The 23,387-nt window shown below is 38.4% G+C and carries 23 protein-coding genes; 16 read left to right on the top strand and 7 right to left on the bottom strand.

The window, feature by feature from the left end; genetic code table 11:
* Positions 1–10 precede the first annotated feature (10 nt).
* The 5 genes from IGK77_RS11240 to rhaM all read left to right on the top strand — a co-directional run bounded on the left by IGK77_RS11240 (position 11) and on the right by rhaM (position 5,341).
* Positions 11–946: an ABC transporter ATP-binding protein gene (locus tag IGK77_RS11240; protein WP_074800243.1), complete on the top strand. Its 936-nt coding sequence runs from the start codon at positions 11–13 to the stop codon at positions 944–946.
* Between the two features lie 11 nt (positions 947–957).
* Positions 958–2,058 (top strand): ABC transporter permease, encoded by a 1,101-nt coding sequence (locus IGK77_RS11235; protein WP_438713192.1) that lies wholly within the window; start codon positions 958–960, stop codon positions 2,056–2,058.
* On the top strand, positions 2,058–3,188 hold the full coding sequence (locus IGK77_RS11230) for an ABC transporter permease (protein ID WP_074800249.1): 1,131 nt from the start codon (positions 2,058–2,060) through the stop codon (positions 3,186–3,188). The genes IGK77_RS11235 and IGK77_RS11230 overlap by 1 nt, the downstream gene beginning before the upstream one ends.
* Before the next feature lie 357 nt (positions 3,189–3,545).
* Positions 3,546–4,616 carry a hypothetical protein gene (locus IGK77_RS11225; RefSeq protein WP_438713191.1) on the top strand — a complete coding sequence of 357 codons (1,071 nt, stop codon included), beginning with the start codon at positions 3,546–3,548 and terminating at the stop codon, positions 4,614–4,616.
* Between the two features lie 401 nt (positions 4,617–5,017).
* Entirely contained in the window at positions 5,018–5,341 is a 324-nt protein-coding gene (gene rhaM / locus IGK77_RS11220; RefSeq protein WP_071867289.1) for an L-rhamnose mutarotase, read from the top strand.
* 72 nt (positions 5,342–5,413) lie between these two features.
* Here rhaM and IGK77_RS11215 read toward each other — a convergent pair whose 3' ends face one another.
* Positions 5,414–7,354 (bottom strand): ABC-F family ATP-binding cassette domain-containing protein, encoded by a 1,941-nt coding sequence (locus IGK77_RS11215; RefSeq protein ID WP_071867290.1) that lies wholly within the window; start codon positions 7,352–7,354, stop codon positions 5,414–5,416.
* A 215-nt stretch (positions 7,355–7,569) separates the two neighbouring features.
* Here IGK77_RS11215 and IGK77_RS11210 point away from each other — a divergent pair, with 215 nt between their 5' ends.
* Entirely contained in the window at positions 7,570–8,226 is a 657-nt protein-coding gene (locus tag IGK77_RS11210) for a redox-sensing transcriptional repressor Rex (RefSeq protein ID WP_010734798.1), read from the top strand.
* 249 nt (positions 8,227–8,475) lie between these two features.
* Positions 8,476–10,719 (top strand): ATP-binding cassette domain-containing protein, encoded by a 2,244-nt coding sequence (locus IGK77_RS11205; RefSeq protein WP_074800328.1) that lies wholly within the window; start codon positions 8,476–8,478, stop codon positions 10,717–10,719.
* Between the two features lie 53 nt (positions 10,720–10,772).
* On the opposite strand, the gene IGK77_RS11200 is transcribed toward IGK77_RS11205, so the two are convergent.
* On the bottom strand, positions 10,773–11,123 hold the full coding sequence (locus IGK77_RS11200; protein ID WP_074800252.1) for a thioredoxin family protein: 351 nt from the start codon (positions 11,121–11,123) through the stop codon (positions 10,773–10,775).
* Positions 11,124–11,401: 278 nt separating this feature from the next.
* Between IGK77_RS11200 and IGK77_RS11195 the strand changes: the two genes are divergently transcribed.
* A complete protein-coding gene (locus IGK77_RS11195; RefSeq protein ID WP_438713190.1) occupies positions 11,402–12,325 on the top strand; it encodes a permease in 924 nt (307 codons plus the stop codon).
* Positions 12,326–12,335: 10 nt separating this feature from the next.
* Positions 12,336–13,175: a TIGR03943 family putative permease subunit gene (locus IGK77_RS11190; protein WP_074800254.1), complete on the top strand. Its 840-nt coding sequence runs from the start codon at positions 12,336–12,338 to the stop codon at positions 13,173–13,175.
* Positions 13,176–13,333: 158 nt separating this feature from the next.
* On the opposite strand, the gene IGK77_RS11185 is transcribed toward IGK77_RS11190, so the two are convergent.
* Together IGK77_RS11185 and IGK77_RS11180 are read right to left on the bottom strand one after the other, a co-directional pair.
* Entirely contained in the window at positions 13,334–13,807 is a 474-nt protein-coding gene (locus IGK77_RS11185) for a threonine/serine exporter family protein (RefSeq protein WP_071867296.1), read from the bottom strand.
* Positions 13,808–13,822: 15 nt separating this feature from the next.
* Positions 13,823–14,575: a threonine/serine exporter family protein gene (locus tag IGK77_RS11180; RefSeq protein ID WP_023520080.1), complete on the bottom strand. Its 753-nt coding sequence runs from the start codon at positions 14,573–14,575 to the stop codon at positions 13,823–13,825.
* A gap of 221 nt (positions 14,576–14,796) precedes the next feature.
* Between IGK77_RS11180 and IGK77_RS11175 the strand changes: the two genes are divergently transcribed.
* The 7 genes from IGK77_RS11175 (at position 14,797) to IGK77_RS11145 (ending at position 18,440) form a co-directional block, all read left to right on the top strand.
* Entirely contained in the window at positions 14,797–15,186 is a 390-nt protein-coding gene (locus IGK77_RS11175; protein ID WP_074800256.1) for a TetR/AcrR family transcriptional regulator, read from the top strand.
* A gap of 3 nt (positions 15,187–15,189) precedes the next feature.
* Positions 15,190–15,570 (top strand): hypothetical protein, encoded by a 381-nt coding sequence (locus IGK77_RS11170; RefSeq protein ID WP_062804860.1) that lies wholly within the window; start codon positions 15,190–15,192, stop codon positions 15,568–15,570.
* A 284-nt stretch (positions 15,571–15,854) separates the two neighbouring features.
* On the top strand, positions 15,855–16,574 hold the full coding sequence (locus IGK77_RS11165) for a DNA/RNA non-specific endonuclease (RefSeq protein ID WP_438713189.1): 720 nt from the start codon (positions 15,855–15,857) through the stop codon (positions 16,572–16,574).
* A 258-nt stretch (positions 16,575–16,832) separates the two neighbouring features.
* On the top strand, positions 16,833–17,099 hold the full coding sequence (locus IGK77_RS11160) for an IreB family regulatory phosphoprotein (RefSeq protein WP_002290885.1): 267 nt from the start codon (positions 16,833–16,835) through the stop codon (positions 17,097–17,099).
* The gene (ruvX, locus tag IGK77_RS11155) at positions 17,096–17,527 is read left to right on the top strand and encodes a Holliday junction resolvase RuvX (RefSeq protein ID WP_019723844.1); all 432 of its coding nucleotides are present in this window, start codon (positions 17,096–17,098) and stop codon (positions 17,525–17,527) included. Before IGK77_RS11160 ends, ruvX begins: the two co-directional genes overlap by 4 nt.
* A gap of 21 nt (positions 17,528–17,548) precedes the next feature.
* Positions 17,549–17,854: a DUF1292 domain-containing protein gene (locus IGK77_RS11150; RefSeq protein WP_010734809.1), complete on the top strand. Its 306-nt coding sequence runs from the start codon at positions 17,549–17,551 to the stop codon at positions 17,852–17,854.
* 151 nt (positions 17,855–18,005) lie between these two features.
* On the top strand, positions 18,006–18,440 hold the full coding sequence (locus IGK77_RS11145) for a GNAT family N-acetyltransferase (protein ID WP_071867300.1): 435 nt from the start codon (positions 18,006–18,008) through the stop codon (positions 18,438–18,440).
* A 62-nt stretch (positions 18,441–18,502) separates the two neighbouring features.
* Here the strand turns inward: IGK77_RS11145 and IGK77_RS11140 are convergent, their stop codons facing one another.
* The 3 genes from IGK77_RS11140 to IGK77_RS11130 all read right to left on the bottom strand — a co-directional run bounded on the left by IGK77_RS11140 (position 18,503) and on the right by IGK77_RS11130 (position 23,327).
* Positions 18,503–19,825: a 2-hydroxycarboxylate transporter family protein gene (locus tag IGK77_RS11140; protein WP_074800262.1), complete on the bottom strand. Its 1,323-nt coding sequence runs from the start codon at positions 19,823–19,825 to the stop codon at positions 18,503–18,505.
* Positions 19,826–20,088: 263 nt separating this feature from the next.
* A complete protein-coding gene (locus IGK77_RS11135; protein WP_074800264.1) occupies positions 20,089–21,729 on the bottom strand; it encodes a malolactic enzyme in 1,641 nt (546 codons plus the stop codon).
* Positions 21,730–21,932: 203 nt separating this feature from the next.
* The gene (locus tag IGK77_RS11130; RefSeq protein WP_074800266.1) at positions 21,933–23,327 is read right to left on the bottom strand and encodes a PLP-dependent aminotransferase family protein; all 1,395 of its coding nucleotides are present in this window, start codon (positions 23,325–23,327) and stop codon (positions 21,933–21,935) included.
* Between the last annotated feature and the right edge of the window lie 60 nt (positions 23,328–23,387).

Raw genomic sequence — 23,387 nt, 5'->3', positions numbered from 1 at the left:
GAGTGATTGAATGAAGATACTCAGTGTGCAAAAATTGACAAAAAAATTTGGACAGAAAATTGCTGTGGATGGTGTGTCATTTGAAGTACTAGAAGGAACGATTTTAGGGTTACTAGGTCCAAATGGCGCAGGGAAGTCAACCGTTATCAATATGATTACTGGTTTATTGAATAAGACATCTGGAACGGTTCAGTTGTTTTCAGAAGAGATGAGCGAGCGAAAAAGAGAACTTAGGCGAAAATTAGGCGTTGTTCCACAAGAGTTAGCGATTTATTATGATTTGTCTGCTGAAGAAAATGTCCGCTTTTTTTGTGGTCTATATGGACTCAGAGGGGAAGAACTAAAAAAGAATGTAGAAAAGGCATTGAGAACGGTTGATTTGTATGAACGAAGAAAAGAGCGACCGAGTGCTTTTTCTGGAGGAATGCAACGACGATTGAATATTGCAATGGCGATTGCCCATCAACCTGCTTTACTGATCATGGATGAACCGACAGTGGGGATCGATCCACAATCTAGAAATTATATTTTAGATGCCATTGAAAAAATGAAAGAAAACGGTACGACGATCATCTACACGAGTCACTATATGGAAGAAGTCGCACGTTTGGCAGATGAGATCGTCATTATCGATAAAGGTCAAGTGATTGCTATCGGTAGTGAGGAAGAATTAGTGAATCTCGTCACGGATAAAATCAATCTGCAAATCACTGTGGAGAATCCAGAGGCACTGGATATAGAAGAAATCAATAATATTAATGGGATCATCAATGTTTCACTCGACAAACAGCAAGTACAGATCGTGACGGTGCTTGAAAGCAAATTATTGAATCAACTATTAATGATACTGATTAAGCAAGAAGTTAGAGTAGTCGATGTACTGCAACAAGCTCCAGATTTAGAAACAGTTTTTCTTAGTTTGACTGGACGTAATCTACGTGATTAGGAGGAGTGAGTATGAATGAAAAAATAATTATCCGGACCCTGATACAAAATTTTCGTGAGAAATCGAATTACATTTATTATCTCGCTTTCCCGATCACGTTGATGTTTATTCTAGGGGCAGTCCTCCAAGGTGTATTCAATAATGACATCACCTCTGATATGGAGCCATTGACGGTACAATATCAGGTAGACGATCAAGAAGTTCGTGAGATATTCCAACAAGTAAGTTCTTTTGCGGAAGGTGCTATTCATTTTGAAGAAGTGACAAATGAAAAGGAAGGATTAGCGAATATAAGAAAACAAGAAGCTGATGCTTACTTACATTTTTCCGATCACATCGAAGTGCAGAGTCGGGAATTGACCAATGTAGAAAAAACAATCCTTCAAAGCTATCTAGTAGAAATCGTACAGGAAATCAAACGACAAAGTTTCATTAAGGAACAGCACTTGCCGGCAACCACTGGCCTAGTTTCAGCTGAGCAGTTTACAGAAGCGATTGTGGTCGATCAAGAAAATCAACGAGAAAGCGCATCTTCCTACCAATACTATGCGATTGCTATGATTAGTCTATTTGTTTTATATTTTTCGGAAATTGGTCTGAGCATGTTTCGAGAAGCACGACAGCATGGAACCGTGCAAAGAGAATTAGTCACACCACTTAGCCGTAAAACGATCATTTTTTCGACATTTTTTGGACATTTCATATTTGGCATGTTGGTAGTGTTGGTCTTGATGCTCATCTCTCAATTATTATTTGATGTTCCATGGTATTTAAGATTTGGTTTTTCTTATCTCAACTTAATCGCACTTATGGGCAGTTTTCTCGCACTCGGTTTATTTTTAGAAACCATTGGAGACCGTGATGAAAAAAGAATTGGTTCTGGCATTACCCAGATAGTTATTCAACTCACTGGATTTTTAGGTGGTGCCTACTTTCCAACCAATGAAACGATGATGGGATTGTCACCATTAGGTTGGGTTTTAGCATCTGTAAGAGAAAGTTTGTGGACCGACAATCCCTTGCACTGGTTAGGTATCTATGGGAATTTTGGGTTATTGTTTGTTTTACTCATGTCGTCAGTCGTCATTTTAGATAAAAGGGAGGTATTCTAATGAGAGATATCTTTTGGATCATTAGAGAAAGGTTGGTTCTTTGGAAAAATCGACCATTGCAAATCTTGTTTCTTATAGGAATTCCTTTCTTGAGTGTCGTCCTTTATCTTTTTGCTTATGGCGATCAAGAAACGAATCTCCTGACGATAGGGGTAGTCGATCAAGATCGCTCATCCTATAGTGAATTGCTTATTGAAAGTTTGGAAAAACGAGTCAGTGTTCAGGAAATTGGTTCAGCTGAAGAAATTGATCAAGTTCTTTCCCGACAAAATGCGGTGGCAGTCATCACAATCCCTAAAGGTTATCAAGAAAATGTTTCTGAGAATACGAAACTCTCTCTCCGGACATTCCAAAAAGGAGAACTGTTGGAGAATATCGACCGCTTGACCCAACGTGCATTAGCAGAAGTTTCTAGTATCCATCTGTTAGCAGAAGCTGGAGAGGAGGACGAATCACTTGAACGCTTGAAAGAATCGACAGAAATCGAGATCAATCAAGTAGATCAAAGCACAATGACCGAACGAATGTCGGTGCAAATCGTTGGTTTTTTGTTGATGATGCTTCTTTTCCAAGCAGGCAATTTTGGGACAACGACTATCCAGCAAGAACGACGCAATAAAATTTATACACGTTTGATGACGACTTCGGTAGCTAAAAGCACGTATTTTATCGGGACAACGATCTTTGCGACATTCGCTATGCTGATCCAAGTAATGTTAGCAGTTGTTGTCATGATCGTCCTATTTAACATTGATCCTGGTTTAAGCGCTGTTGATTTGATTGTACTACTAAGTCTATTTAGTTTACTTGCCGTAAGTTGGTCGATTGCGATTGGTGTTCTTGCCCCAAGTACAACTGTAGCAGCGGCTTTGCAAAGTATCTTGATTACCGTCACAAGTTTACTATCTGGTGCTTTGATTCCACATGAGGTGATGCCAGAATTGATGCAGAAAGTGTCGATGGTCACTCCTCAATATTGGATCTTGACGATTATCAAAAACTTTCAATCCGGACAAACATGGGGAAGTAATTATAGCGAAGTGATCATCTTAGTCATTTATACTCTATTCTTTCTAAGTTTGGCGGTATATGGATATACGAGGCGAACAAGGCAAGAAGTATATAGCTGATCAAAAAAGCGTGAGGCAATTCAAGGTGGATACGCCAAATTAGAAGAAAAGTAAGCGATCGGGACAGCAGTGCCTAGCCTCGAGAAATAAGGCGCCATCTGCGATATTTGTTTTTTAAATTTTTGTGGATGGCGCCTTATTTTTCGAAGTGATTATTTTTATTTCCCCCATTTATTCAGTTTTAGATGGTACGAGAGGACTAATGACTCGGACACATGTTTTTCTAAATCTAAAATGAATTGACTAAATTCAATAGAACAGTCAAGTCTTTTTTTTGAATTTACAAGAAAAGAAAGGCGAACGAATCGATTTACAAACTGTATACTCATTTTATCAACAGAAACAAGGAGGGATAATATGGGAATCAGCCAACGGATTAGAAATATCTTTAGTCAAACGCAGGAATCAACTTTGCTTAGTGAAAATCAACAAACTTCTTTTAATGAATTTGAAAAAACGGTCAAAGAAGAAATAGACAAAATCCTAAAACGTCAGATACCAGAAGGAGATTGGTCAAGTAAGGAAGCTGCAATCATCCGTCTCCAACAAGCAGAAAAAATTGCAATCAACTGTAAAAATAATGGACAAAATGAATTGACTACTCAAATAACTAAGTATTACGAGAAAAATTTCTATTTATCAGATTATATACATTTATGGCTAGGTATCGATAAAGAAAAACTTGAGCAATTTCAGCAACAGAAAAATCGAACAGTAGATGCAAATGTTGATGCTAGTGTGCTTACAAATTTAGTTCAATCATTAGAAGAAACTATTGTTATAAGAAGAGGAATCCTCGACTTCTGCTTAAAAAATCCAGACTATAATCGATTGTTAAATGACGAAACAAGAGAGGAAGTGAGTGCGCGAGCGAAACCAAACTTTTTTATGCTTGATCCAATGATCCAAGCATATTTGACAGACATTGACAAAAAAGTAGCCACTACTCCACCAATGAATGCTCAAGAAGCTTCGTCGAGTAACCTTTCATCAGAGAGCGTTTCAGAAAAAAAAGATCGGTTGGAACAAGAACATATTGCTCGACGAGTAGGTGTATTTGAAACGGTCATGGTTAAAAATAGAAAAATGACCATCATAGAAAAAACTAAAGAGCCCCAAGAATTAGGGATAGTCTCCTCCAAAGATAATCATAGTCAAAAAAATCAGTTATCATCAGTGCTAGATGCTAGCAAGAATAGCGCCAGACAAAAAAATAAGAAGGCTATTATCATCGCGAATAGGAAAGTAACCATTTATCAAAAGAAACAAAAATCAATGAATAGTAGAAGAAGATTCGTCTTTATTCGGAACCAACTAAGAAAACTTAATTTTAGAAATCGAAAAAAAATAAGTTTCTTAAAGCAACAAGCAAAAGCAAGCAAGAAAGTAAGAAGTAGACGAACCGATTACTTTAACTACCTTAGATAAGGGGAAAACAAGGTGTAAAGTTTATCCTATGGAATGATTATTTTATTAGTAAGTAACTAAAGTACATGGCGTTTTACTTTTTCTTAATGAATTATCCTAACAAAAGACAAATATTATAGTGAAAATTCTTCAAACTTTTCTTCTATTCTATATACATACCAACCAACAACCCTATACTTTTTCATTTTTACTCCTCAAGTAAAAATAAACTCCTAGACCGCGGCCACCCACCGCGGTCGCTTTTTTGTCCTATGATGAATTCCTGTGAATCTGCCACCGTTATCCTTATTTTTTGCTATTGTAAACGCTTGCTTTAAATTGGAAAATAAAGAAGCAAGTAAGAACCAAAAAATAATTGCTAGCGTCGAGCAGATCGAACAATCAATGAAAGGGGAATAAAGATGATCAAAAAAGCAGTAAAAATGAAGTTGTACCCAGGATACGAAGCAGAGTACCTCAAAAGACACAATGAATTGTGGCCGGAGATGCGTGAAATGTTGGCTGAACATGGTGCGCTCTCTTATTCGATTTTTCTTGATCCAGAAACAAATACTCTCTTTGGGTATTTAGAGATTGAAGATGAAGAAAAATGGCGCCATGTACCAGAAACAGAAATCAATCAAAAGTGGTGGGTGTTCATGGAAGATCTGATGGAAACGAATCCAGACCATTCTCCAGTAACTGTCGAATTGAAACATGTTTTCGATTTATATCAACAAGTCTAAAGTAAAAACGCTGAAAGCAGGACATAAAGTCAGCTTTCAGCGTTTTTGTTTGAGAGGATGACAGGAGCGAGTCTATTGATTATTCTCGATTTCTTCTAACTCAAGACTTAAGTTTTCCCATTCAGCCAACTTTTCTTCTTGTAGCTGATGTGCTTCATCAAGAGCTTGATTCAATTCATTCAATTTGACATGGTCATCTAATACAGCAGGAGAAACCATCTGTTGTTCGAGTTCATCCACTGTTTCTTCTAGTTGAGCCATATCTTCTTCGATTTGCGTGATTTTACGTTGCAAGCTCCGCATCATCTTTTGTTGCTCTTTGCTTTGGAAGTAAGTGGATTTGTTTGTTGAAGGCGTGCTGACCTCAGGTTGTTCAGCTGCTAACAGTTCCGCAATTTCTTCTTCTTCTTTTTTCTTTTCTAAATAATAATCATAGTCACCCAGGTAGACTTTGCTTCCATTTTCTGAGAGTTCAATAACTTTAGTGGCAATACGATTGATGAAGTAGCGGTCATGGGAGACAAAGAGCAATGTTCCTTCATAGTCGATCAACGCATTTTCCAATACTTCTTTATTATCGATATCTAAGTGGTTGGTCGGCTCATCTAAAATCAAAAAGTTCTCTTGGTTCATTGCTAATTTTGCTAATGCGACACGCGCTTTTTCTCCACCACTTAATAAGGGGATCGTTTTTTCGACATCTTCGCCAGAAAATAAAAAAGCGCCTAAAATCGAACGAATATCTTTTTCCGGAACAGTTGGATGCTCATCCCACAATTCAGCAAGAATCGTTTTATTGGTGTGAAGTTCCGCTTGTCCTTGGTCGTAATAACCAATGCTGACATTCGTACCAAGTGTTTCTTTTCCACGTATGAAAGGCAGCTGTTGGATGATCGATTTCAGTAAAGTGGATTTGCCGATTCCATTTGGTCCCACTAATGCGATTGCTTCTTGACGACGGATATCCAAATTGATTGGTTCAGATAAGACGGTGCCATCATAGCCAATAGCGGCATCTTCTACTTGTAAGACAACATTTCCCGAAGGTTTTGCAACGTTGAAGAGAAAATGTGCTTGTTTCTCATCTCCTTGTGGACGGTCTAATCGTTCCATTTTTTCTAATGCCTTTCGACGGCTTTGGGCACGTTTTGTCGTTGAGGCACGGACAAGATTTCTGGCAACAAAATCTTCGAGTTTATTGATTTCTGTTTGTTGCTTTTCATAGGCTTTCCAATCAGAAGCTAATTGTTCAGCTTTCATATCTAAATATTTGGAATAATTTCCTTTGTAGTGACGCATCTTTTTCCGACTTAGTTCATATACTTCAGTCGCCACTTTGTCCAAGAAGTACCGGTCATGAGAGACGATCAGAAGGGCACCAGTATAACTTTGCAAATAGTTTTCCAACCAAGCAAGTGTTTCGATGTCCAAGTGGTTAGTTGGCTCATCCAAGATCAAGATATCTGGATGTTGTAAAAGCATCCTCGCTAAAGCTAATCTTGTTTTTTGACCACCAGATAACGTATCGATTCTTTGCTCGTAAAACGACGGATCAAATTTGAATCCATGTAATACAGAGCGAATCTCATTTTCATAACTATAGCCGTTCTTATCAGAAAAATCATGCTGTAATTTATCATATTCTTTCAAGAAGGATTGATAAGCCGGCGTGTCAGGGGTGCCTTCACTAATAAATACTTCAAGGTCACGCATTCGCTGTTCCATCAATCGTACGTCTTCAAATGCTTTTAGCATCTCATTCCAGACTGTTTCAGTTGAATCCAATCCTGTATCTTGGGCCAGATAACCAAGGGTAGCTGTTTTGTTTTTTGCGATATTACCTACATCGGGCGCTTCAATGCCAGCAATGATTTTTAATAATGTCGATTTACCGGCGCCGTTACGTCCGACTAAAGCGATACGTGCACCCGTTTGGATCTCTAAGTGGATATTTTCAAATAAAATCTCAGCGCCAAAATGGCGAGCGATTTGATTGGCTTGTAATAGTATCATCGAATCCTCTTTTCTACTTTGTGAATTATCCTAGAATTTCATGGTCTTTTTCTCTTGTAGTCTACCACAAATTCATAGTTACTGCGAGGTTCTGAGAAGCTAGGAAAATGAGAATAAGAATAAAAATTCACAATATACAAGCAACGAAATTGATTTTTTTGTGTAAGTACTGATATGATGTATAAATCGAGAAGAAATACAGTGGAGGTAATGAAGTGAAAGACCATGTAATTCCAAAGGCAACCGCAAAACGCCTGCCTTTATATTATCGTTATTTAAGAATCTTGAATAACGCAGGTAAGAAAAAAGTTTCATCAACTGAACTAAGTGAAGCAGTTCAAGTAGATAGTGCAACGATCCGTCGTGACTTTTCCTATTTCGGCGAACTAGGAAAACGTGGGTACGGTTATGATGTAGAGGACTTGATGCATTTCTTTGCAAAAACCTTGAATGATGATCAATTGACGAACGTCGCATTGATCGGGGTCGGTAATCTAGGAAGTGCTTTACTGAAATATAAATTCCATCAAAGTAATAGTATCCGTGTCAGCTGTGCTTTTGATGTGAACCCAGAAATCGTTGGTCGGATCGTTGATGGTATCCCCGTTTATCCGATGGATGACATGATCGAACAAATCAAGATCCAACAAATCGAAGTAGCGATCTTAACGATTCCTGCTGAAAAAGCACAAGAAGTCGTGAATCGTTTGACAGAAGCCGGTGTTAAAGGGATATTGAACTTTACATCTGCTCGACTAAATGCACCATCCGAAGTATTGATCCAAAATGTCGATTTGACGAACGAGTTACAAACGTTGATCTACTTCTTGCATTCCGATGCGTCCTTGCACGAGCATGACGACAACGAATAACCGGGAATAAAGAAGAGTTAAACGATCAATGACAAACTATTTTTCTGTTCACTAGAAAAATAGTTTGTTTTTTTATGATCTTTTTTAGATATGGATAAAGATAAGAAATGTTTCTTTTATTGATGTCTATTCAATTAGAAGGCTGATAGGACAATGACTGAAATCTTCGAAATGTATTATAGTGACACATTGTTTCTGTGTTATAATAATGCTTCACCAAAAAATCCAGGGAATACGGGAGGATCAGCAATGCAGGAATATATCAGGATACATAATGCCAGACAGAACAATCTAAAAGGGTTTGATTTACAAATCCCAAAAAGAAAGATCACGATTTTTACAGGTGTCTCCGGTTCGGGTAAATCTTCCATCGTTTTTGATACGATTGCCCAAGAAGCAGGCAGACAGCTCAATGAAAACTTCTCTAAATTTGTGCAGAATTTCTTACCTAAGTATAGTCAGCCAGAAGCAGACGCCATCGACAATTTATCTATGGCAGTCGTCGTAGATCAAAGCCGTTTAGGTGGGAATTCTCGTTCTACATTAGGAACGATCACAGATATCAATCCACTGATCCGCTTGCTTTTTTCTCGTATTGGTACACCACACTTAGGTCCCGCTTGGAATTTCTCATTCAATGATCCTCACGGCATGTGTCCAGCGTGTGAAGGGGTTGGTCGGATCGTTGGATTGAATCTAGACAAAGCGTTAGATTTAGAAAAATCGTTGAATGAAGGAGCGATTTTACTTCCAGGCTATAAAGTAGGATCTTGGTTATTGAAGTCGTTCACGAACACAGGTTTTTTTGACAATAATAAGCCATTAAAAGACTATTCAACAGAGGAAATGGAAAAGTTCTTGTATGCTTCAGGAGAAAAAATCGATTCGTTATATATGGAAGGGATGAGTTCGACCTATGAGGGATTAGTGGCACGTTTCAATTGTTCCAATATCAAAGGGGGCACTGAGAGCTCTGCCGCGACCCAGAAAAAAATCGCAGCGTTCATGGATGAACAAAGATGTCCAGAATGTCAGGGGAAACGATTCAATCAAAAGGTTTTGGGCTGCAAGATCAACGGATATTCAATCGCAGATTTCTTAGCGATGCAACTGGATGAACTATTAGAAATCTTACCGAGGATCACAGATGAAATGATCCAACCAGTGTTGAAAAATCTCCAATCACGACTACAAGATCTGATCAATATTGGGTTAGATTACGTTTCTTTAGATCGCGAGACAGCGACTTTATCTGGAGGAGAAAGTCAGCGATTGAAAATGGTCAAGCACTTATCTTCTAGTTTAAATGACGTTATTTATATATTCGATGAGCCAAGTATTGGTTTGCATCCAAGAGATGTTCATCGCTTAAATGAATTACTAGTCAAATTGCGTGATAAAGGAAACACGGTAATTGTCGTAGAACATGATCCCAATGTCATCAAAGTAGCAGATCATATCATTGATGTAGGACCAAAAGCTGGTAAAAATGGTGGGTATATCACCTATGAAGGTAGTTATGAAGGATTACTGGCTTCTGATACTTTAACTGGGAAAGCTTTTGGACAAATGATAGGTTTCAAACAGGAGCCAAGAAAAACAGACAAGTTTATTGAAACCTCAAAATCGACATTGCATAATCTTAAAAATACTTCTCTCAGAGTACCATTAGGTATTTTTACAGTAGTGACTGGAGTAGCTGGTTCAGGAAAGAGCAGTTTAGTGAACGGCGTGTTTGCGAAAGAGTACCCGGAAGCAATCAATATCGATCAGTCAGCTGTTGCAGGGAATATTCGTTCCAACCCAGCGACTTATTCAGGGATCATGAACGATATCCGCAAGGTCTTCTCGTTGGAAAATAATGTTTCTGCCGGACTGTTCTCTTATAATTCAGAAGGGGCATGTGAAACTTGTAAAGGACATGGTCATATCAAAATGGAATTATCTTTTATGGATGCTGTAGAGGTCCTTTGCCAAGCCTGTGGCGGTAAACGATTCAAAGAAGAAGTTTATCAATACAAATTAAAAGAGAAATCGATCGATGAAGTACTAGCGATGAGTGTGACTGAAGCGGTGGCATTTTTTGAAGAAAAATCGATTCAACGAAAACTGAAACAAATTTTAGAAGTAGGGCTAGGATATATGACGTTGGGACAACCGTTAAATACATTGTCAGGAGGAGAATGTCAACGGTTGAAACTAGCAAAGGAATTAAGCAAAAAAGGCAATATCTACATTATGGACGAACCAACAACCGGTTTACACATGGCAGATATCAAGAGTATCTTAGAAATCATCGAACGGTTGGTCAATAAAGGAAACACGGTCATTGTCATTGAACATAATCTGGAAATCATGAAGGCGGCAGATTGGTTGATCGATGTAGGGATCGATGGGGGAATTCGTGGTGGCGAGATCCTTTATGAAGGAACACCAGAAAAAATCGGTACTTGTGAACAGTCGATCACAGCTCGTTATTTAATGGATGTTTAAATAAAAAGAGCGACAAGTCATTGTTTGTAGAAAATGACTTGTCGCTCTTTTTTCTAGTGATCAAATAAAGTATCGTAGCTGATTTGATCAGTTGATTCATTTAATTGATCTAAACGCTTTGTCAGTTGTTCAAATTGAATAAAGCGGGCTTGTCGCTCGACTTCTTTCCCCAAATGGAAGAGCAAGATCACTGGTGCAGTAAATGCTTGGAATGTGCCAGCTACTTCCGGCATCTCGAAGGCATCTAAATGATACGCTGGGAAAGTATAATGAGTCAATAATTGTTCCAATTTTGGCACTACTGCATGACAAACACTACAATCGGGTGTAGAAATCGCAAGCACGACAGTCGGTTCTTCTTGGATAGTTTTTAAGACTTCAGTTAAATCATGGGTTTCTTTCATGGTGATAACTCCTTAAGGTTGCTTTTAGCACATCGCTAATTCGATGGTGAAAAAGTATTCAGTCGTATACAGATAGAAAATAGGCAAATGACTCTCTTATTTTTACCTGAATCTTCATCTTAGCTGTGCTAAAAATAAATCCATCTGACGTAGATGTCAATAAAAAAGCTTTTTTTGATTTCTTAAACTTATGAAAAAAATTTAAGCTTTCTTGTATTTTATTGAAGAAAAGCGTATATTGATGGGCGAATGAAGTTCAAATGACAAGGAGAAATTATATGTTTTCGTTTATTCCAAATTCGGTATTGCAGATGGGAACGATTTTTTTATCAATCGTTATCGAAGCCTTGCCGTTTGTTTTATTGGGATGTATCATCTCAGGTGCTTTACAAGTATTTTTGACCCCCGAACGTGTCAAACGATGGTTACCTAAAAATCGCTTTTTATCGATTATTGTTGGGTCTATTCTAGGTTTTTTCTTTCCTTCATGTGAATGTGGGATCGTTCCAATCGTTCATCAGTTTGTAAAAAAAGGGGTTCCTGTCCACACAGCATTTGCGTTTATGCTCACTGCGCCAATCATTAATCCTGTCGTGATCTTTTCAACTTTTATAGCATTTGGCAATACTTGGAAAATGGCGGGGTTGCGTATGTTAGGAAGTTTTATTGTCGCACTGATCGTAGGTGTCTGGTTGGCCTATATCCAAAAAGGCACAATCTTAAAGTCTTCATTTGATTCAGCGATGGTTGAGCCTAACTCCCATACACATGAGCATGAGGAAGAGGAAGCAATCGCACCACAGAAATGGGGACATCGAATCCTCCATGTCTTGACTCACTCGATTGATGAGTTCTTCGATACGGGCCGCTATTTGATCATTGGCGGTTTTATTGCTGCAGGGATGCAAACCTATTTACCTACGAGAGTGATGTTGACGTTAGGTTCGACAAAGCTATTAGCCATTTTGATCATGCTAGTATTGGCATTCACGATGTCTCTTTGTTCCGAAGCGGATGCGTTTATTGGTTCCTCTTTGTTAAGTCTTTTTGGAACAGCACCAGTTGTTGCTTTCTTAGTGTTTGGACCAATGGTGGATATCAAAAACTTATTGATGATGAAACGTTACTTCAACACACGCTTCATTGTTTCATTGATCGGGCTGATCGCCTTAAGTGTTATCGGCTTTACACTATTTATTTAGGAGGAGAAACATGCTGCGATTTTTGATTTTATCTGGTTATTTTGAAATGATGATGTATCTTCAAGTTTCAGGGCGTTTAGATCAATACATCAATGTCCATTATCGTTATTTGGCAGTATTATCCATGGTTTTATCTGCCTTACTAGCCTTAGTTCAGTTGTATCTTTGGGTAAAAGCAGATGGGAAAAAAGGAGTCCATGAGTCCCATGATTCTCATGATCACGGATTATCAAAACCCTATCAGCGATGGATTGCTTATCTCTTATTAGCCTTGCCGATCGTTGTAGGAACACTGTTTCCGACAGTTAGTTTAAACACAACGATCGTGGAAGCGAAAGGGTTCAACTTTCCACTAAGCAAAGAATCTGTCGGTGATCCACAAGTGCAAACGCAATATTTGAAACCAGATACGAGTATTTATTTCAATAAATCCGACTATCAAGATCAAATGAATGAGTTAAAAGATAAATACGAAGATGAACAAATGATTGCGATCACAGACGATAATTATTTAGAGATCATGGAATTGATCTATAACTATCCAAGTGAATTCATTGGTAAGAAAGTCTCTTACGAAGGCTTTATCTATCAGTCGAAAAATGATAAGGCTACTGATACTTTTCTCTTTCGATTTGGGATCATCCACTGTGTTGCCGATTCCGGGGTCTTTGGATTGTTGACGCATCTGCCAGAAGGAATGACTGTGGAAAATGATGACTGGTACAAAGTAGAAGGGACGATCCAAACCGATTTTTATCAACCTTTCAAGCGAGAGATTCCTTCAGTCGTAGTGACGAAAGTAGAAAAAATCACTGCTCCTGAAAATCAATATGTGTATCGGGCATTTTAAATGAACGAAACAAAGTTGTAGTCATGTACAATATAAACAAAAAAGTGATAAGAGATGAAATTCTTGCGAGTTTCGTCTCTTATCACTTTTTTTATTAAAGGTTGCAAGAATCCCACAGTATGATTGCTCTGTACAAAAAAGATCAAAGCGAGAAACGCTCATTTTTTCTTTCTTCTCTTCAATACAATCGCTTCACGTTTCAGTTTAAAACTACGGATATTGTGGTTGAATACTTCTGATATCACTAGACCTAAGGCAATCGCTCCAGCAATCATGATCGCTTGAACCGTGAAAAATGCCGCATCTTGATAAGTACCTGTAACTAAACTGCGAACAGCTTGATAGGCTAAGCCTCCAGGAACCAGTGGTACCATACCGGGGATATTGAAAATCGTGACGGGCATTTTTAGTTGCTTAGAAAAAAGATCACTAGCAAAAGCAACGCCTAATGAACCTAGTAATGAACCTAAAGCTGCACCGCCACCCATAGCTAGACACAACCAATAGATCATCCAACCTACGGCACCAGCTAAACCACACCAAACTAAGGCTTTCCTTGGCACATTAGTGATGATTGCAAAAGCAGCGGTCGCTAAAAAGCTAAAAGAAAATTGAATCAATACATGCCACATGGCTAAAGTCCTTTCTTAGTAGAAGATTTGAAAGATAAAGGCGATTGCAAAACCAATCATCGCTGCAGTCATCATCGCTTCTGCTCCACGAGAAACACCAGAAACGTAGTGCCCCGCTAATAGATCACGAATCGCGTTGGTGATTTGAACACCAGGAACCAACGGCATGACACAACCAATGATGATCAAATCCTGATTGAGACCGATTCCTAAACGCACGCTTAAAATAGCGGCAATACCGATAATCAAAGAGGAGAGGAATTCAGCTAAAAACTTGATTCTAAAAAAACGTAAACTGCAAAGATAAACAATGTAGCCCACTCCCCCGATCGACAATGTGATCGGTAAATCTTTCAATTCGCCACCAAATAAAATCATGATCGTCCCACTAATGATAGCAGCGCTGATGATTTGTAGCCATACTGGGAACATCCGTCGATCTTTCTCGACTTCTTGTAATGCGCTATATAGTTCTTCCAAAGTCAATTCATTGGCAACATATTTTCTTGAAAGGTTATTGACCTTGACTACTCTTTCTAAATTGATCGTTCGATTAGTGATTTGTTCCATGCGGATCGTCGAAGTCCGATCAAATCCGATAAATAGTCCTGTTTGGGTCACGTAGCTAACTAAGCGATAATTTCCAGAAGCAGAAGCGATCCGACTCATCGTATCTTCTACACGGTACATCTCTGCATTACTTTCTGTCATTATTTTTCCCGCCAATAAACAGGTATTAAGCAATAAATCTAAATCTCTTTCTGGCATGGCATTTTCTCCAATAGTTGTTTTCTTGTATTTATTTTACTACAAACAAATTGGAAAACGTATAAAAAGAAAACTTGAATCTCAAAAATAAGCAGTGAAAGGGAAATTAAGATCCAATTGAGGGCAATGTAGAGAAACAAGTGTTAAGTCAATAGTTAAGATAAAACAAGCTTTTTGGTTAATTGTTGACCAATCGTTCAATAATGTGGCATAATTAAGTTATGGGAAGAACGAGAGAATTTAATGAAGAGAAAGTTTTACTAGAATCGGCAAAAATATTTGCCAAAAATGGGTATGCAGGGACGTCGATCAGTCAATTGGTAAAAGCGACTGGCTTGCTTCGAGGAAGTTTATACTCTGCTTATTATAGTAAAGCTGGTTTATTTACGACTTGCTTTAACTATATAGCTGAAGAGGGAGTGATCGATAATGGGTTATTGATTGATTTATTGATCATCGCATTATTAGAACGTACGGCAGATGACAACGAAGTAAAGAAAGTCGCACAGAAGGTAATCACCGCTTTGGAAGAGAAAAACGAAGGTTCGATTGAAACGATCATTGCTGATCGAATCATGCGTCGAGCGAATCTTACAGACAGGGGGAAGTAGAAAATGGCTAAAGTTGAAATCCAAAATGATCGATTGATCATCAGTATGGAGGGCGTACGAAAACTGTGGGCATTGAAAAATGAAATATCCACACCATTATCCAATGTATTAGGCGCAACTGTGGATGCCGATGTCTGGGAAGATACACCGAAATTTGGCGAAAAAAGAATGGGAGTTGATGCCTATGGATATTATTTTGCCGGAACATTCGTCCAAGATTCAAACAAGGTATTTTATGACCTCAAAAGAAAAGAAAACGCAGTCGTTATCACACTAAAAGATGAAGAATTCAATCGTCTCATCATTGGAGTAGAAGACCCAGAAGCAACAGTCGCGATGATCGAACAGGCAATGAACAGAGCAAACTTTGTAAAAGAAACTTGAAAGAAGAATCGATGTTGAGCACCTAATTGTCCTATCAAAAAAACGTATTCACCTGGTGATAGAATAGACAAGAAGATCAATCGAATCAATTGATAAAGTTTTAGTAACAACCTAGATTTCCTTTCACGTGGAAATTTAGGTTGTTTATTTTAGGAACTAGACTGAAAATGCGTATATAATTTTTGAAGAAGGAATTGTTGAAAGAATTTAAATACTTCTTTATTTAAAAAAAGGGGAACATATGTTAAGATTTATGGAGTTCGACTGAATAAAGGAGTAGATACATGAACAAAAAAACAACCAAAACAATCATAGGTGTCGCAGTTGCTCTTTTAGCTGGTGCATTAGGGATTTCAACGACGAAAAAAGACTCTGATCTCGTTCAACAACTGACAGGTCTATTTGATGCAAAACCTCAAGTCTCACAAGTGGCAAATCTTCCTGAATACGACGGCACGCACCAAGAAATCGACATCAATCAAAATAAGCCGACTTTTACAAAAGAAGAACTGAGCTTAGATAAAGGAACATGGGAAAGTTATTCCGATATCGATCGACTGAATCGTGTAGGCCAAGCCAATGCCATGTTAGGAAAAGAGATGTTCCCTAAAGAAAAACGTGAGTCCCTTTATATCGATCCTACAGGTTGGAAACAAAAAAAATTGAGTGACGGACAATGGCTTTACAATCGAAGCCACTTGATAGGTTTTCAGCTAACTGGTCAAAACAATAACATCAAAAATTTGATGACAGGGACTCGTTCGTTGAATACACCTCATATGCTGGCACATGAAAACGATATTGCAGCATACATCAAAGAAACCAATCATCACGTTCGCTATCGGGTAACACCACATTTTGAAGGAGAAGAGCTAGTAGCACGAGGTGTTCAGTTAGAAGCCCAAAGCATTGAAGATAACCAAATCTCGTTCAATGTGTTTATCTATAATGTGCAAGACGGTTATACGATCAACTATCAAACGGGACAAGCAAAGAAAACATGATCTATGTGCGTTAGTTATTTGAATATTTTGTGAATTTTTTGAAAAAACAGAGAAAAGACTTATTTTTCATTAAATATCACGTATACTGTAAGAAAGTGTACTCATAAATGTTGGAATCAATACAATCAAATAAGAAATCATTATTATTTTTATATTTCTAGCGAAGTTGGAATATTTATTTGTAGTTTTACCACATTTCGAGTAAAATAAAGGGTGTAGAGGGTAATTTGACTACCCTGCGGAAAGAGGTGTAGAATCATGGGTTTTACAGATGAAACCGTACGTTTTGGTTTTGATGATAGTCGTAAAAAAGAAGTCAGCGAAACATTAGCGATCGTTTATCGGGCTTTGGAAGAAAAAGGCTACAATCCAATCAACCAGATTGTGGGCTACTTGCTTTCTGGAGACCCGGCCTACATTCCTCGTTATCGTGATGCAAGGAATCTGATCCGTCGTCATGAACGCGATGAAATCATGGAAGTGATCGTCAAAGACTATCTCTCAAATCATGGAGTGAATCTATGAGAGTGATGGGCTTGGATGTCGGCTCAAAGACTGTAGGTGTCGCTGTTAGTGATCCTTTTGGCTGGACTGCACAAGGCGTAGAGATCATTCGTATCGATGAAGACAAAGAAGAATTTGGATTTGAGCGACTGGCAGAACTGGTCAAACAGTACGAAGTAGATCGTTTTGTTGTAGGCTTGCCGAAAAACATGAATAATTCAATCGGTCCTAGAGCAGAAAGCTCAATGGCTTACGGAGAAAAGATCAAAGAAATGTTTTCTCTACCAGTCGACTATCAAGACGAACGACTGACTACCGTACAAGCAGAACGTATGTTGGTCGAACAAGCGAATACGTCAAGAGCAAAAAGAAAAAAAGTCATCGACAAGCTTGCTGCGGTGATGATTTTACAAAATTATTTAGATGGTTCGGGAAAACAACTATTTTAAAAAATGAAAAGAGGGGTTCTAATGGCAGAACACAATCATACACATGATCATGAAGGACATGAACATATCACATTGGTCGATGATCAAGGAAATGAAACATTATACGAAATCTTGTTAACAGTCGATGGCCAAGAAGAATTTGGTCGTAACTACGTATTGCTTTATCCAGCCGGCGTACCGGAAGATGAAGATGTAGAATTACAAGCCTATGCCTACGTTGAAAACGAAGACGGAACAGAAGGCGAATTAGAACAAATCGAAACAGATGCTGAATGGGATATGATCGAAGAGGTCTTCAATACATTCATGGCGGAAGAAGAAGAATAGTATTAAAATAGTGGAGAAACCTTGAAATGCCAAGGTTTCTCCTTTTTTTATCATTCTTTTGATCAAGAAATTGACCAAGGTTTATTTCCATAGAAAAAACCATGCTATCCTTGTCTTAGTACATAAAATTAGAGAAGAAAGGAAGAACAAAATGATAAGAACTGCTCGTGTGGAGGATGCAGAAACCATAAACAAGCTAAATAAGGAAGAATTAGGGTATGAGATACCACTTTCGGAAATGACGAAGCAATTAGAATGCATCTTGGCACAACCAGAGATCTATGTCGTCGATGTTTATGAGGAAGAAGGGACGAAGAAAGTATTAGGATATGTCCATGCGCAAAAGTATGAAACATTGTTAAGTCCAACGTTGTTCAATATTCTAGCATTAGCGGTTTCTTCAAAAGTCCAATATCAAGGAATTGGCAGACGATTGATGGAGAGTGTCGAGAAGGAAGGAACAGAACGTGGCTATTTTGGTGTTCGACTAAACTCTGGCGAACATCGCAACGAGGCACACCGTTTTTATGAACGTATCGGCTATCATTCAACCAAATGGCAAAAACAATTTCTAAAGGAATCATGAATGTCATCGTACAAAAAAACTTCTCGAATAAGAATCGAGAAGTTTTTTTACATTTATTCGAATTAAGAGAATAGTTGCATCAAAAATCCTGAAATGATCAAGACGATCGCTCCGCCTAAACGATTGCCCATTTGAGCAAAAGCAATCAATTCCATGCGGTTTGCTGCGGATAAGACGGCAACATTTCCTGTACCACCCATTGAATTGTTACATAGTCCTGCTGTGATCGTTGATTCGATCGGATAAAGTCCGAATAGACGACCGACAAAAGCAGATACAAGAGAGATGACGATGACACTTGTCAAGCAAAGTACGACGAATTGCCATGTTAAAGAAGAGGCTAAAACATTCAAGTTCAATAAGGCAATCCCGATACCCGCTAAAACAGCTGCTGTTAAATTTTTAACAATCAAGTTATTGAACATGATCGCTGCGTCTTCATAATATTCAGGAAGAATATTGGTGATTTTACAAATGACTACGATAATGATCATAAAAGCATACGCATGAACTTTTGGTACAAAGTAATTACCGATTTGTCCAAGAATAAAGAAGGTGATCGACACCATCAAACCAACACCTAATTGAGGGATAGAAGGTTTTACATTGCGTGGTTTACCGTCGCCTAGATCGCCTTTTTCCATCAGTTTCCCATTACCATTCAATTTTGGCATGGATTGTCCAGCGCGAGCGACTAAAGCGGCACCGATAATGGCAAGGACATTTGTCATTGCAGTTGCGGGAATCAAACGTGAAATAATAGCAGAAGCGTCTGTTCCTAGGACGTTTGCATAAATAGTTGATAGTGGAACAGCACCAGCACCTACACCACCAGCCATAGCAGGTAAAGAGATGTATAATACGGAATTAGCGAAACCATTACCAATCAACATTCCCACTAGTCCAACCGCAAAAAATGAAACAACCATAGAAATAAGTGCAACAGGGATAAAACGAACGGAAGCTTTCATCAATAATTTGCGGTTCATTCCTAGAATACTTCCGGTAATCAAAGCAGCGATATAAAAGTCTAAAAAGCCCATGTTGTTGACAAAGTTTTCAGTTGATTTCACGACATAATCAGGTAAAATACCAAAGGTTGCGATAGCTGCGGAAGCGAAGATCGCAAAAACAGAGCCACCACCTAAATAACTTTTGACGATTGGGATTTTTGTCCCGATAAAATGGAAAAGATTCCCAAAAATGACGAGGATAGCGATTGGCCCGATCATATTTGTTGGTAATTTACCTAATGCCATCGCAATGATCAACACGAGAACCATGATCAAATAGATAGGTAAACTGACTCCACTGATTTTTGTTTCCCAAAAACCTTCTTTGTTTGTCTTAGCGACTGTAGAAGTCGTTTGTTCTTGATGTAACATTCTTACAGATCCTTTCCTTGATTAACGTAAGAGGAGTTCCCTATTAGTTGAAAAATAATTAAAAGCTATTCTTCAACCGACTCCAGTATTTCTTGACAAAAAACACCCCTTGGATCAATTCGTTGAAAATAGTTGGTTTTCCTATTTCTCGGTGAACGAATGATCCAAGGCTTCGATGTTTACCATGCGTATTTTTTACTTTAAGTCTCGTTGTGCTCAGAACTGTTTTAGTAACGAGTTATTGTGAAAGAGACGAGCGTGAGTTAAGCTTCTAAATCTTGATATTCAGGCACCCATTTAGCTGCTTCGACAGCTGCTTTGATGTCAGTGATTTCTTCACGGTTCAATTGTTGATCCACGACGGATTGAGCGACTGTCTCAGCAATCGTTTGTGAGAATTCAGTGATTCTTGCAACAGGTGGTAAAATAGCTGCCCCTGGTTTTGTGACATCAACGATCCCACCTAATGCTCGACTTGCTTGTGAGATGATCTCAGCGTTCACACGAGTAGCTGTTGAAGCAATCAAACCAAGTCCTAATCCTGGATACATCAATGCGTTGTTTGCTTGTCCGATTTGATAAGTCACGCCATTGTATTCCACATCATCCGCAGGGATACCTGTTCCAACTAATGCTTTTCCATCTGTCCATTCAATCAAATCTTTAGCTTTTGCTTCTGCTAATTTTGTTGGGTTAGACAAAGGCATGATGATTGGTCGTGGTGTATGGCTAGCGATTTCTTTGACGATTTCTTCTGTAAATGCTCCTGGTTGAGTAGATGTACCGATCATGATTGTTGGGTGAATTGCTTTGACAACTGCTTCTAAATTAGTCAATTCTTCACTATTAGCAAATTCTGAACGTTTACGTGCAAAAGGAATTTGTCCAGGAGTCAAGCCTTCAGTATCTTCGAATAATAGTCCTTGTTTATCCACTTGATAGAAGTGTTTACGAGCTTCTTCTTCCGTCACACCTTGACGGATCATTTCATCTAATAAGATATTAGCGATACCGACTCCAGCTGTTCCAGCTCCAAATGTTAGGATTGTTTGATCTTTCAAGGCTTCACCAGAAATATTCAATCCGCCGAGCACACCAGCTAGTACGACGATTCCTGTTCCTTGGATGTCATCATTGAATGTTGTGATTTTGTCTTCATATTTTTCTAAGATCGTTGCGGCATTGCCACGACCAAAGTCTTCCCAGTGTAACAATAGTTCAGGAAATAGTTCTGTAGCGGAAGATACAAATTGGTCGATGAATTCATAGTAAGAATCACCTTCGACACGCGCATGTTTGTTTCCTAGATATAACGGATTATTCAATAATTCTTCATTGTTGGTACCAGCATCGATCGATACAGGTAATACTTGCGCTGGATTGATACCAGCAGCAGCTGTATAAACCATTAGTTTTCCGATCGCGATGTCAACACCATTGACTCCCCAGTCACCCATACCAAGGATTCCTTCTGCATCTGTGACAACGATCAAACGGATATCACGACCAGCTGCGGCATTTTTCAAGCTTTCTTTGATCAATTCTGGTTCGTCGATCGAAAGAAATGCAGCATCTTGTGGTTTTAAGAAAATTTCATTGTATTGTTCGATGGCATCTGCGACTACTGGATCATATACTACTGGCATAAATTCTACTAAATGTTGTCCCATCAATTTATAGAAAAGTGTGCGGTTTGTATTGAATAAGTTCATTAAGAAAATACGTTTTTCTAAATCAGTTTGTTTGCTTAGGTATTGGCCATATGCTTGCACAGATTGTTGTTCTAATGTTTGGACTGTGCTAGGAAGCATTCCGGCAATTCCGTATTTTTTACGTTCTTCTTTTGTAAAAGCAGTTCCTTTATTTAAAAATGGATTATTTAGTAAGTTTAACCCTGTTAGCATGAATGATTCCTCCTAAGTTTTAATACATACGAAGTATAGGGTTCGCTCAGGGCTATAGTCAAAATAGGTAGTTATGATAAATTTTATTTATATGAAAAAAGAAAAAAGGAGGAACCTATGATCAAAAATAGGTTCCTCCTCGATGGGTTCGAGCAGTTAAAACAAAAAGAATGAGTTGCATCATTTTGATTTTATGTGATAAGTCATCGTTGAAAGTACACGATTTCTTTTTTGACGATTTCAAGCCCTTTCGTTAATACTTCCAAAGGATTAGAGGATAAAGCAATTCGAATAAAAGGATCATGCTGCGGTTGGGTCGTAAAACGATGTGAATGATAGACACGAATCCCTTTATTTAAAAAAGCTTGTTCGATCGTTTCTGGGGACAGATCATTTCGAACAGGGAGATTTCGATAAAAAGGAAGTGGATTGGTCGGTCGTGGCAAGTTGAAAAGTGTATCGAATCGTTCATTTGCTTGTTTTGTATAGTTGGATTTTGTTTCGAGTATGTCCTGTGCGGTTTCTGAGCATAAGATTTGTGTGACAATCTCAGCCTCTAAACTCGAGGTTTTGACATTAATGTTGAAAATTGCCTGTTGGATCTTTTGTTTGTACTTTTCGGGAAATACTAGAAAAGCAACACGCAAGCCTGCACAGATAAACTTGGTCATTCCAGCAAGATAAATGGTTTGTTCAGGAAGTAATTGCTGGAATGAAGGTAGTGTTCTTTTTTGATTATAGGTAGTCAAAAAAGAATGGATGTCGTCTTCGATCACGATCAATTGTTGCTTTGCAATGACTTCTTTTAGCTGTTGCCTCCGTTTTGCAGATAGTTGAAAACCAATGGGGTTGTTACAAGAAGGCATCAGAAAAATCCCGTGGATTTCTTTTTTCCGACATTCTTGTTCAAGCAATTCGGGAAGCATACCCTCCATATCAAAATCAATCGGCACGATTTCCATATGGTAAAGGTGAGCAAGCTCAATGAAATTCGAATAAGTATAGCGATCGACAGCCAAACGATCTCCTGGAGAAAACAAAGCAGCTAGTGTGATCGCCAAGCCATTTTGGACACCTGAAACAATAGCGATTTGTTCCCTTGAAGCATAGACACCTTGTGTTTCCAACCAATTTTTAGCAATCGTCAATTGATAGGTTGTCCCTAAAGGTTCACGGTAGCTAAGAAGTCCGTTAGTCGCATGATTTTGTGAAACAGATTGAATAAAAGGAGTGATCATTTCGTTGCATTCATCAAATGAACTGACTAACCCAAAATCAATGACATGATCAGGTACTTGATCAGAAGAAATAGTGATGGAGGTAAACGCATTGGGGGACACAAACGTCCCACTCCCGATACTTGTATAAAGTAACCCTTTTTCTAGTCCCAATTTATAGGCTTGACCAACCGTTGTGAAATTGATGTCTAAGAAATCAGCGAGTTCTCTTTGGGAAGGCAACCTTGTATTTTTTTGTAATTTATTGGATAAAATATCAGCTTCTAGCTGCGTGATAAGTGATTGATAAATCGGGCGATGTAACTTTTTTTTATCTGGACGCCAAGTCAGTGGATAGTTCTCATAAGAATTGATCGACATGCTCGTTCCTTCTTTCAAAAAATTGTATTCCATACAATTATATCATTGAATGTATTGTTT

Source organism: Enterococcus sp. DIV0806c (genome assembly GCF_051710905.1).
Classification (GTDB): domain Bacteria; phylum Bacillota; class Bacilli; order Lactobacillales; family Enterococcaceae; genus Enterococcus_B; species Enterococcus_B mundtii.
Note: the sequence above shows the minus strand (reverse complement) of the source record. Positions and strands in the feature narration are given on the sequence as shown.

Excerpts from the sequence above, each read along its gene's own strand:
- IGK77_RS11240 (WP_074800243.1), top strand. The coding sequence starts at position 11 with ATGAAGATACTCAGTGTGCAAAAATTGACAAAAAAATTTGGACAGAAA.
- IGK77_RS11235 (WP_438713192.1), top strand. The coding sequence starts at position 958 with ATGAATGAAAAAATAATTATCCGGACCCTGATACAAAATTTTCGTGAG.
- IGK77_RS11230 (WP_074800249.1), top strand. The coding sequence starts at position 2,058 with ATGAGAGATATCTTTTGGATCATTAGAGAAAGGTTGGTTCTTTGGAAA.
- IGK77_RS11225 (WP_438713191.1), top strand. The coding sequence starts at position 3,546 with ATGGGAATCAGCCAACGGATTAGAAATATCTTTAGTCAAACGCAGGAA.
- rhaM (WP_071867289.1), top strand. The coding sequence starts at position 5,018 with ATGATCAAAAAAGCAGTAAAAATGAAGTTGTACCCAGGATACGAAGCA.
- IGK77_RS11215 (WP_071867290.1), bottom strand. The coding sequence starts at position 7,354 with ATGATACTATTACAAGCCAATCAAATCGCTCGCCATTTTGGCGCTGAG.
- IGK77_RS11205 (WP_074800328.1), top strand. The coding sequence starts at position 8,476 with ATGCAGGAATATATCAGGATACATAATGCCAGACAGAACAATCTAAAA.
- IGK77_RS11200 (WP_074800252.1), bottom strand. The coding sequence starts at position 11,123 with ATGAAAGAAACCCATGATTTAACTGAAGTCTTAAAAACTATCCAAGAA.
- IGK77_RS11195 (WP_438713190.1), top strand. The coding sequence starts at position 11,402 with ATGTTTTCGTTTATTCCAAATTCGGTATTGCAGATGGGAACGATTTTT.
- IGK77_RS11190 (WP_074800254.1), top strand. The coding sequence starts at position 12,336 with ATGCTGCGATTTTTGATTTTATCTGGTTATTTTGAAATGATGATGTAT.
- IGK77_RS11185 (WP_071867296.1), bottom strand. The coding sequence starts at position 13,807 with ATGTGGCATGTATTGATTCAATTTTCTTTTAGCTTTTTAGCGACCGCT.
- IGK77_RS11180 (WP_023520080.1), bottom strand. The coding sequence starts at position 14,575 with ATGCCAGAAAGAGATTTAGATTTATTGCTTAATACCTGTTTATTGGCG.
- IGK77_RS11175 (WP_074800256.1), top strand. The coding sequence starts at position 14,797 with ATGGGAAGAACGAGAGAATTTAATGAAGAGAAAGTTTTACTAGAATCG.
- IGK77_RS11170 (WP_062804860.1), top strand. The coding sequence starts at position 15,190 with ATGGCTAAAGTTGAAATCCAAAATGATCGATTGATCATCAGTATGGAG.
- IGK77_RS11165 (WP_438713189.1), top strand. The coding sequence starts at position 15,855 with ATGAACAAAAAAACAACCAAAACAATCATAGGTGTCGCAGTTGCTCTT.
- IGK77_RS11160 (WP_002290885.1), top strand. The coding sequence starts at position 16,833 with ATGGGTTTTACAGATGAAACCGTACGTTTTGGTTTTGATGATAGTCGT.
- ruvX (WP_019723844.1), top strand. The coding sequence starts at position 17,096 with ATGAGAGTGATGGGCTTGGATGTCGGCTCAAAGACTGTAGGTGTCGCT.
- IGK77_RS11150 (WP_010734809.1), top strand. The coding sequence starts at position 17,549 with ATGGCAGAACACAATCATACACATGATCATGAAGGACATGAACATATC.
- IGK77_RS11145 (WP_071867300.1), top strand. The coding sequence starts at position 18,006 with ATGATAAGAACTGCTCGTGTGGAGGATGCAGAAACCATAAACAAGCTA.
- IGK77_RS11140 (WP_074800262.1), bottom strand. The coding sequence starts at position 19,825 with ATGTTACATCAAGAACAAACGACTTCTACAGTCGCTAAGACAAACAAA.
- IGK77_RS11135 (WP_074800264.1), bottom strand. The coding sequence starts at position 21,729 with ATGCTAACAGGGTTAAACTTACTAAATAATCCATTTTTAAATAAAGGA.
- IGK77_RS11130 (WP_074800266.1), bottom strand. The coding sequence starts at position 23,327 with ATGTCGATCAATTCTTATGAGAACTATCCACTGACTTGGCGTCCAGAT.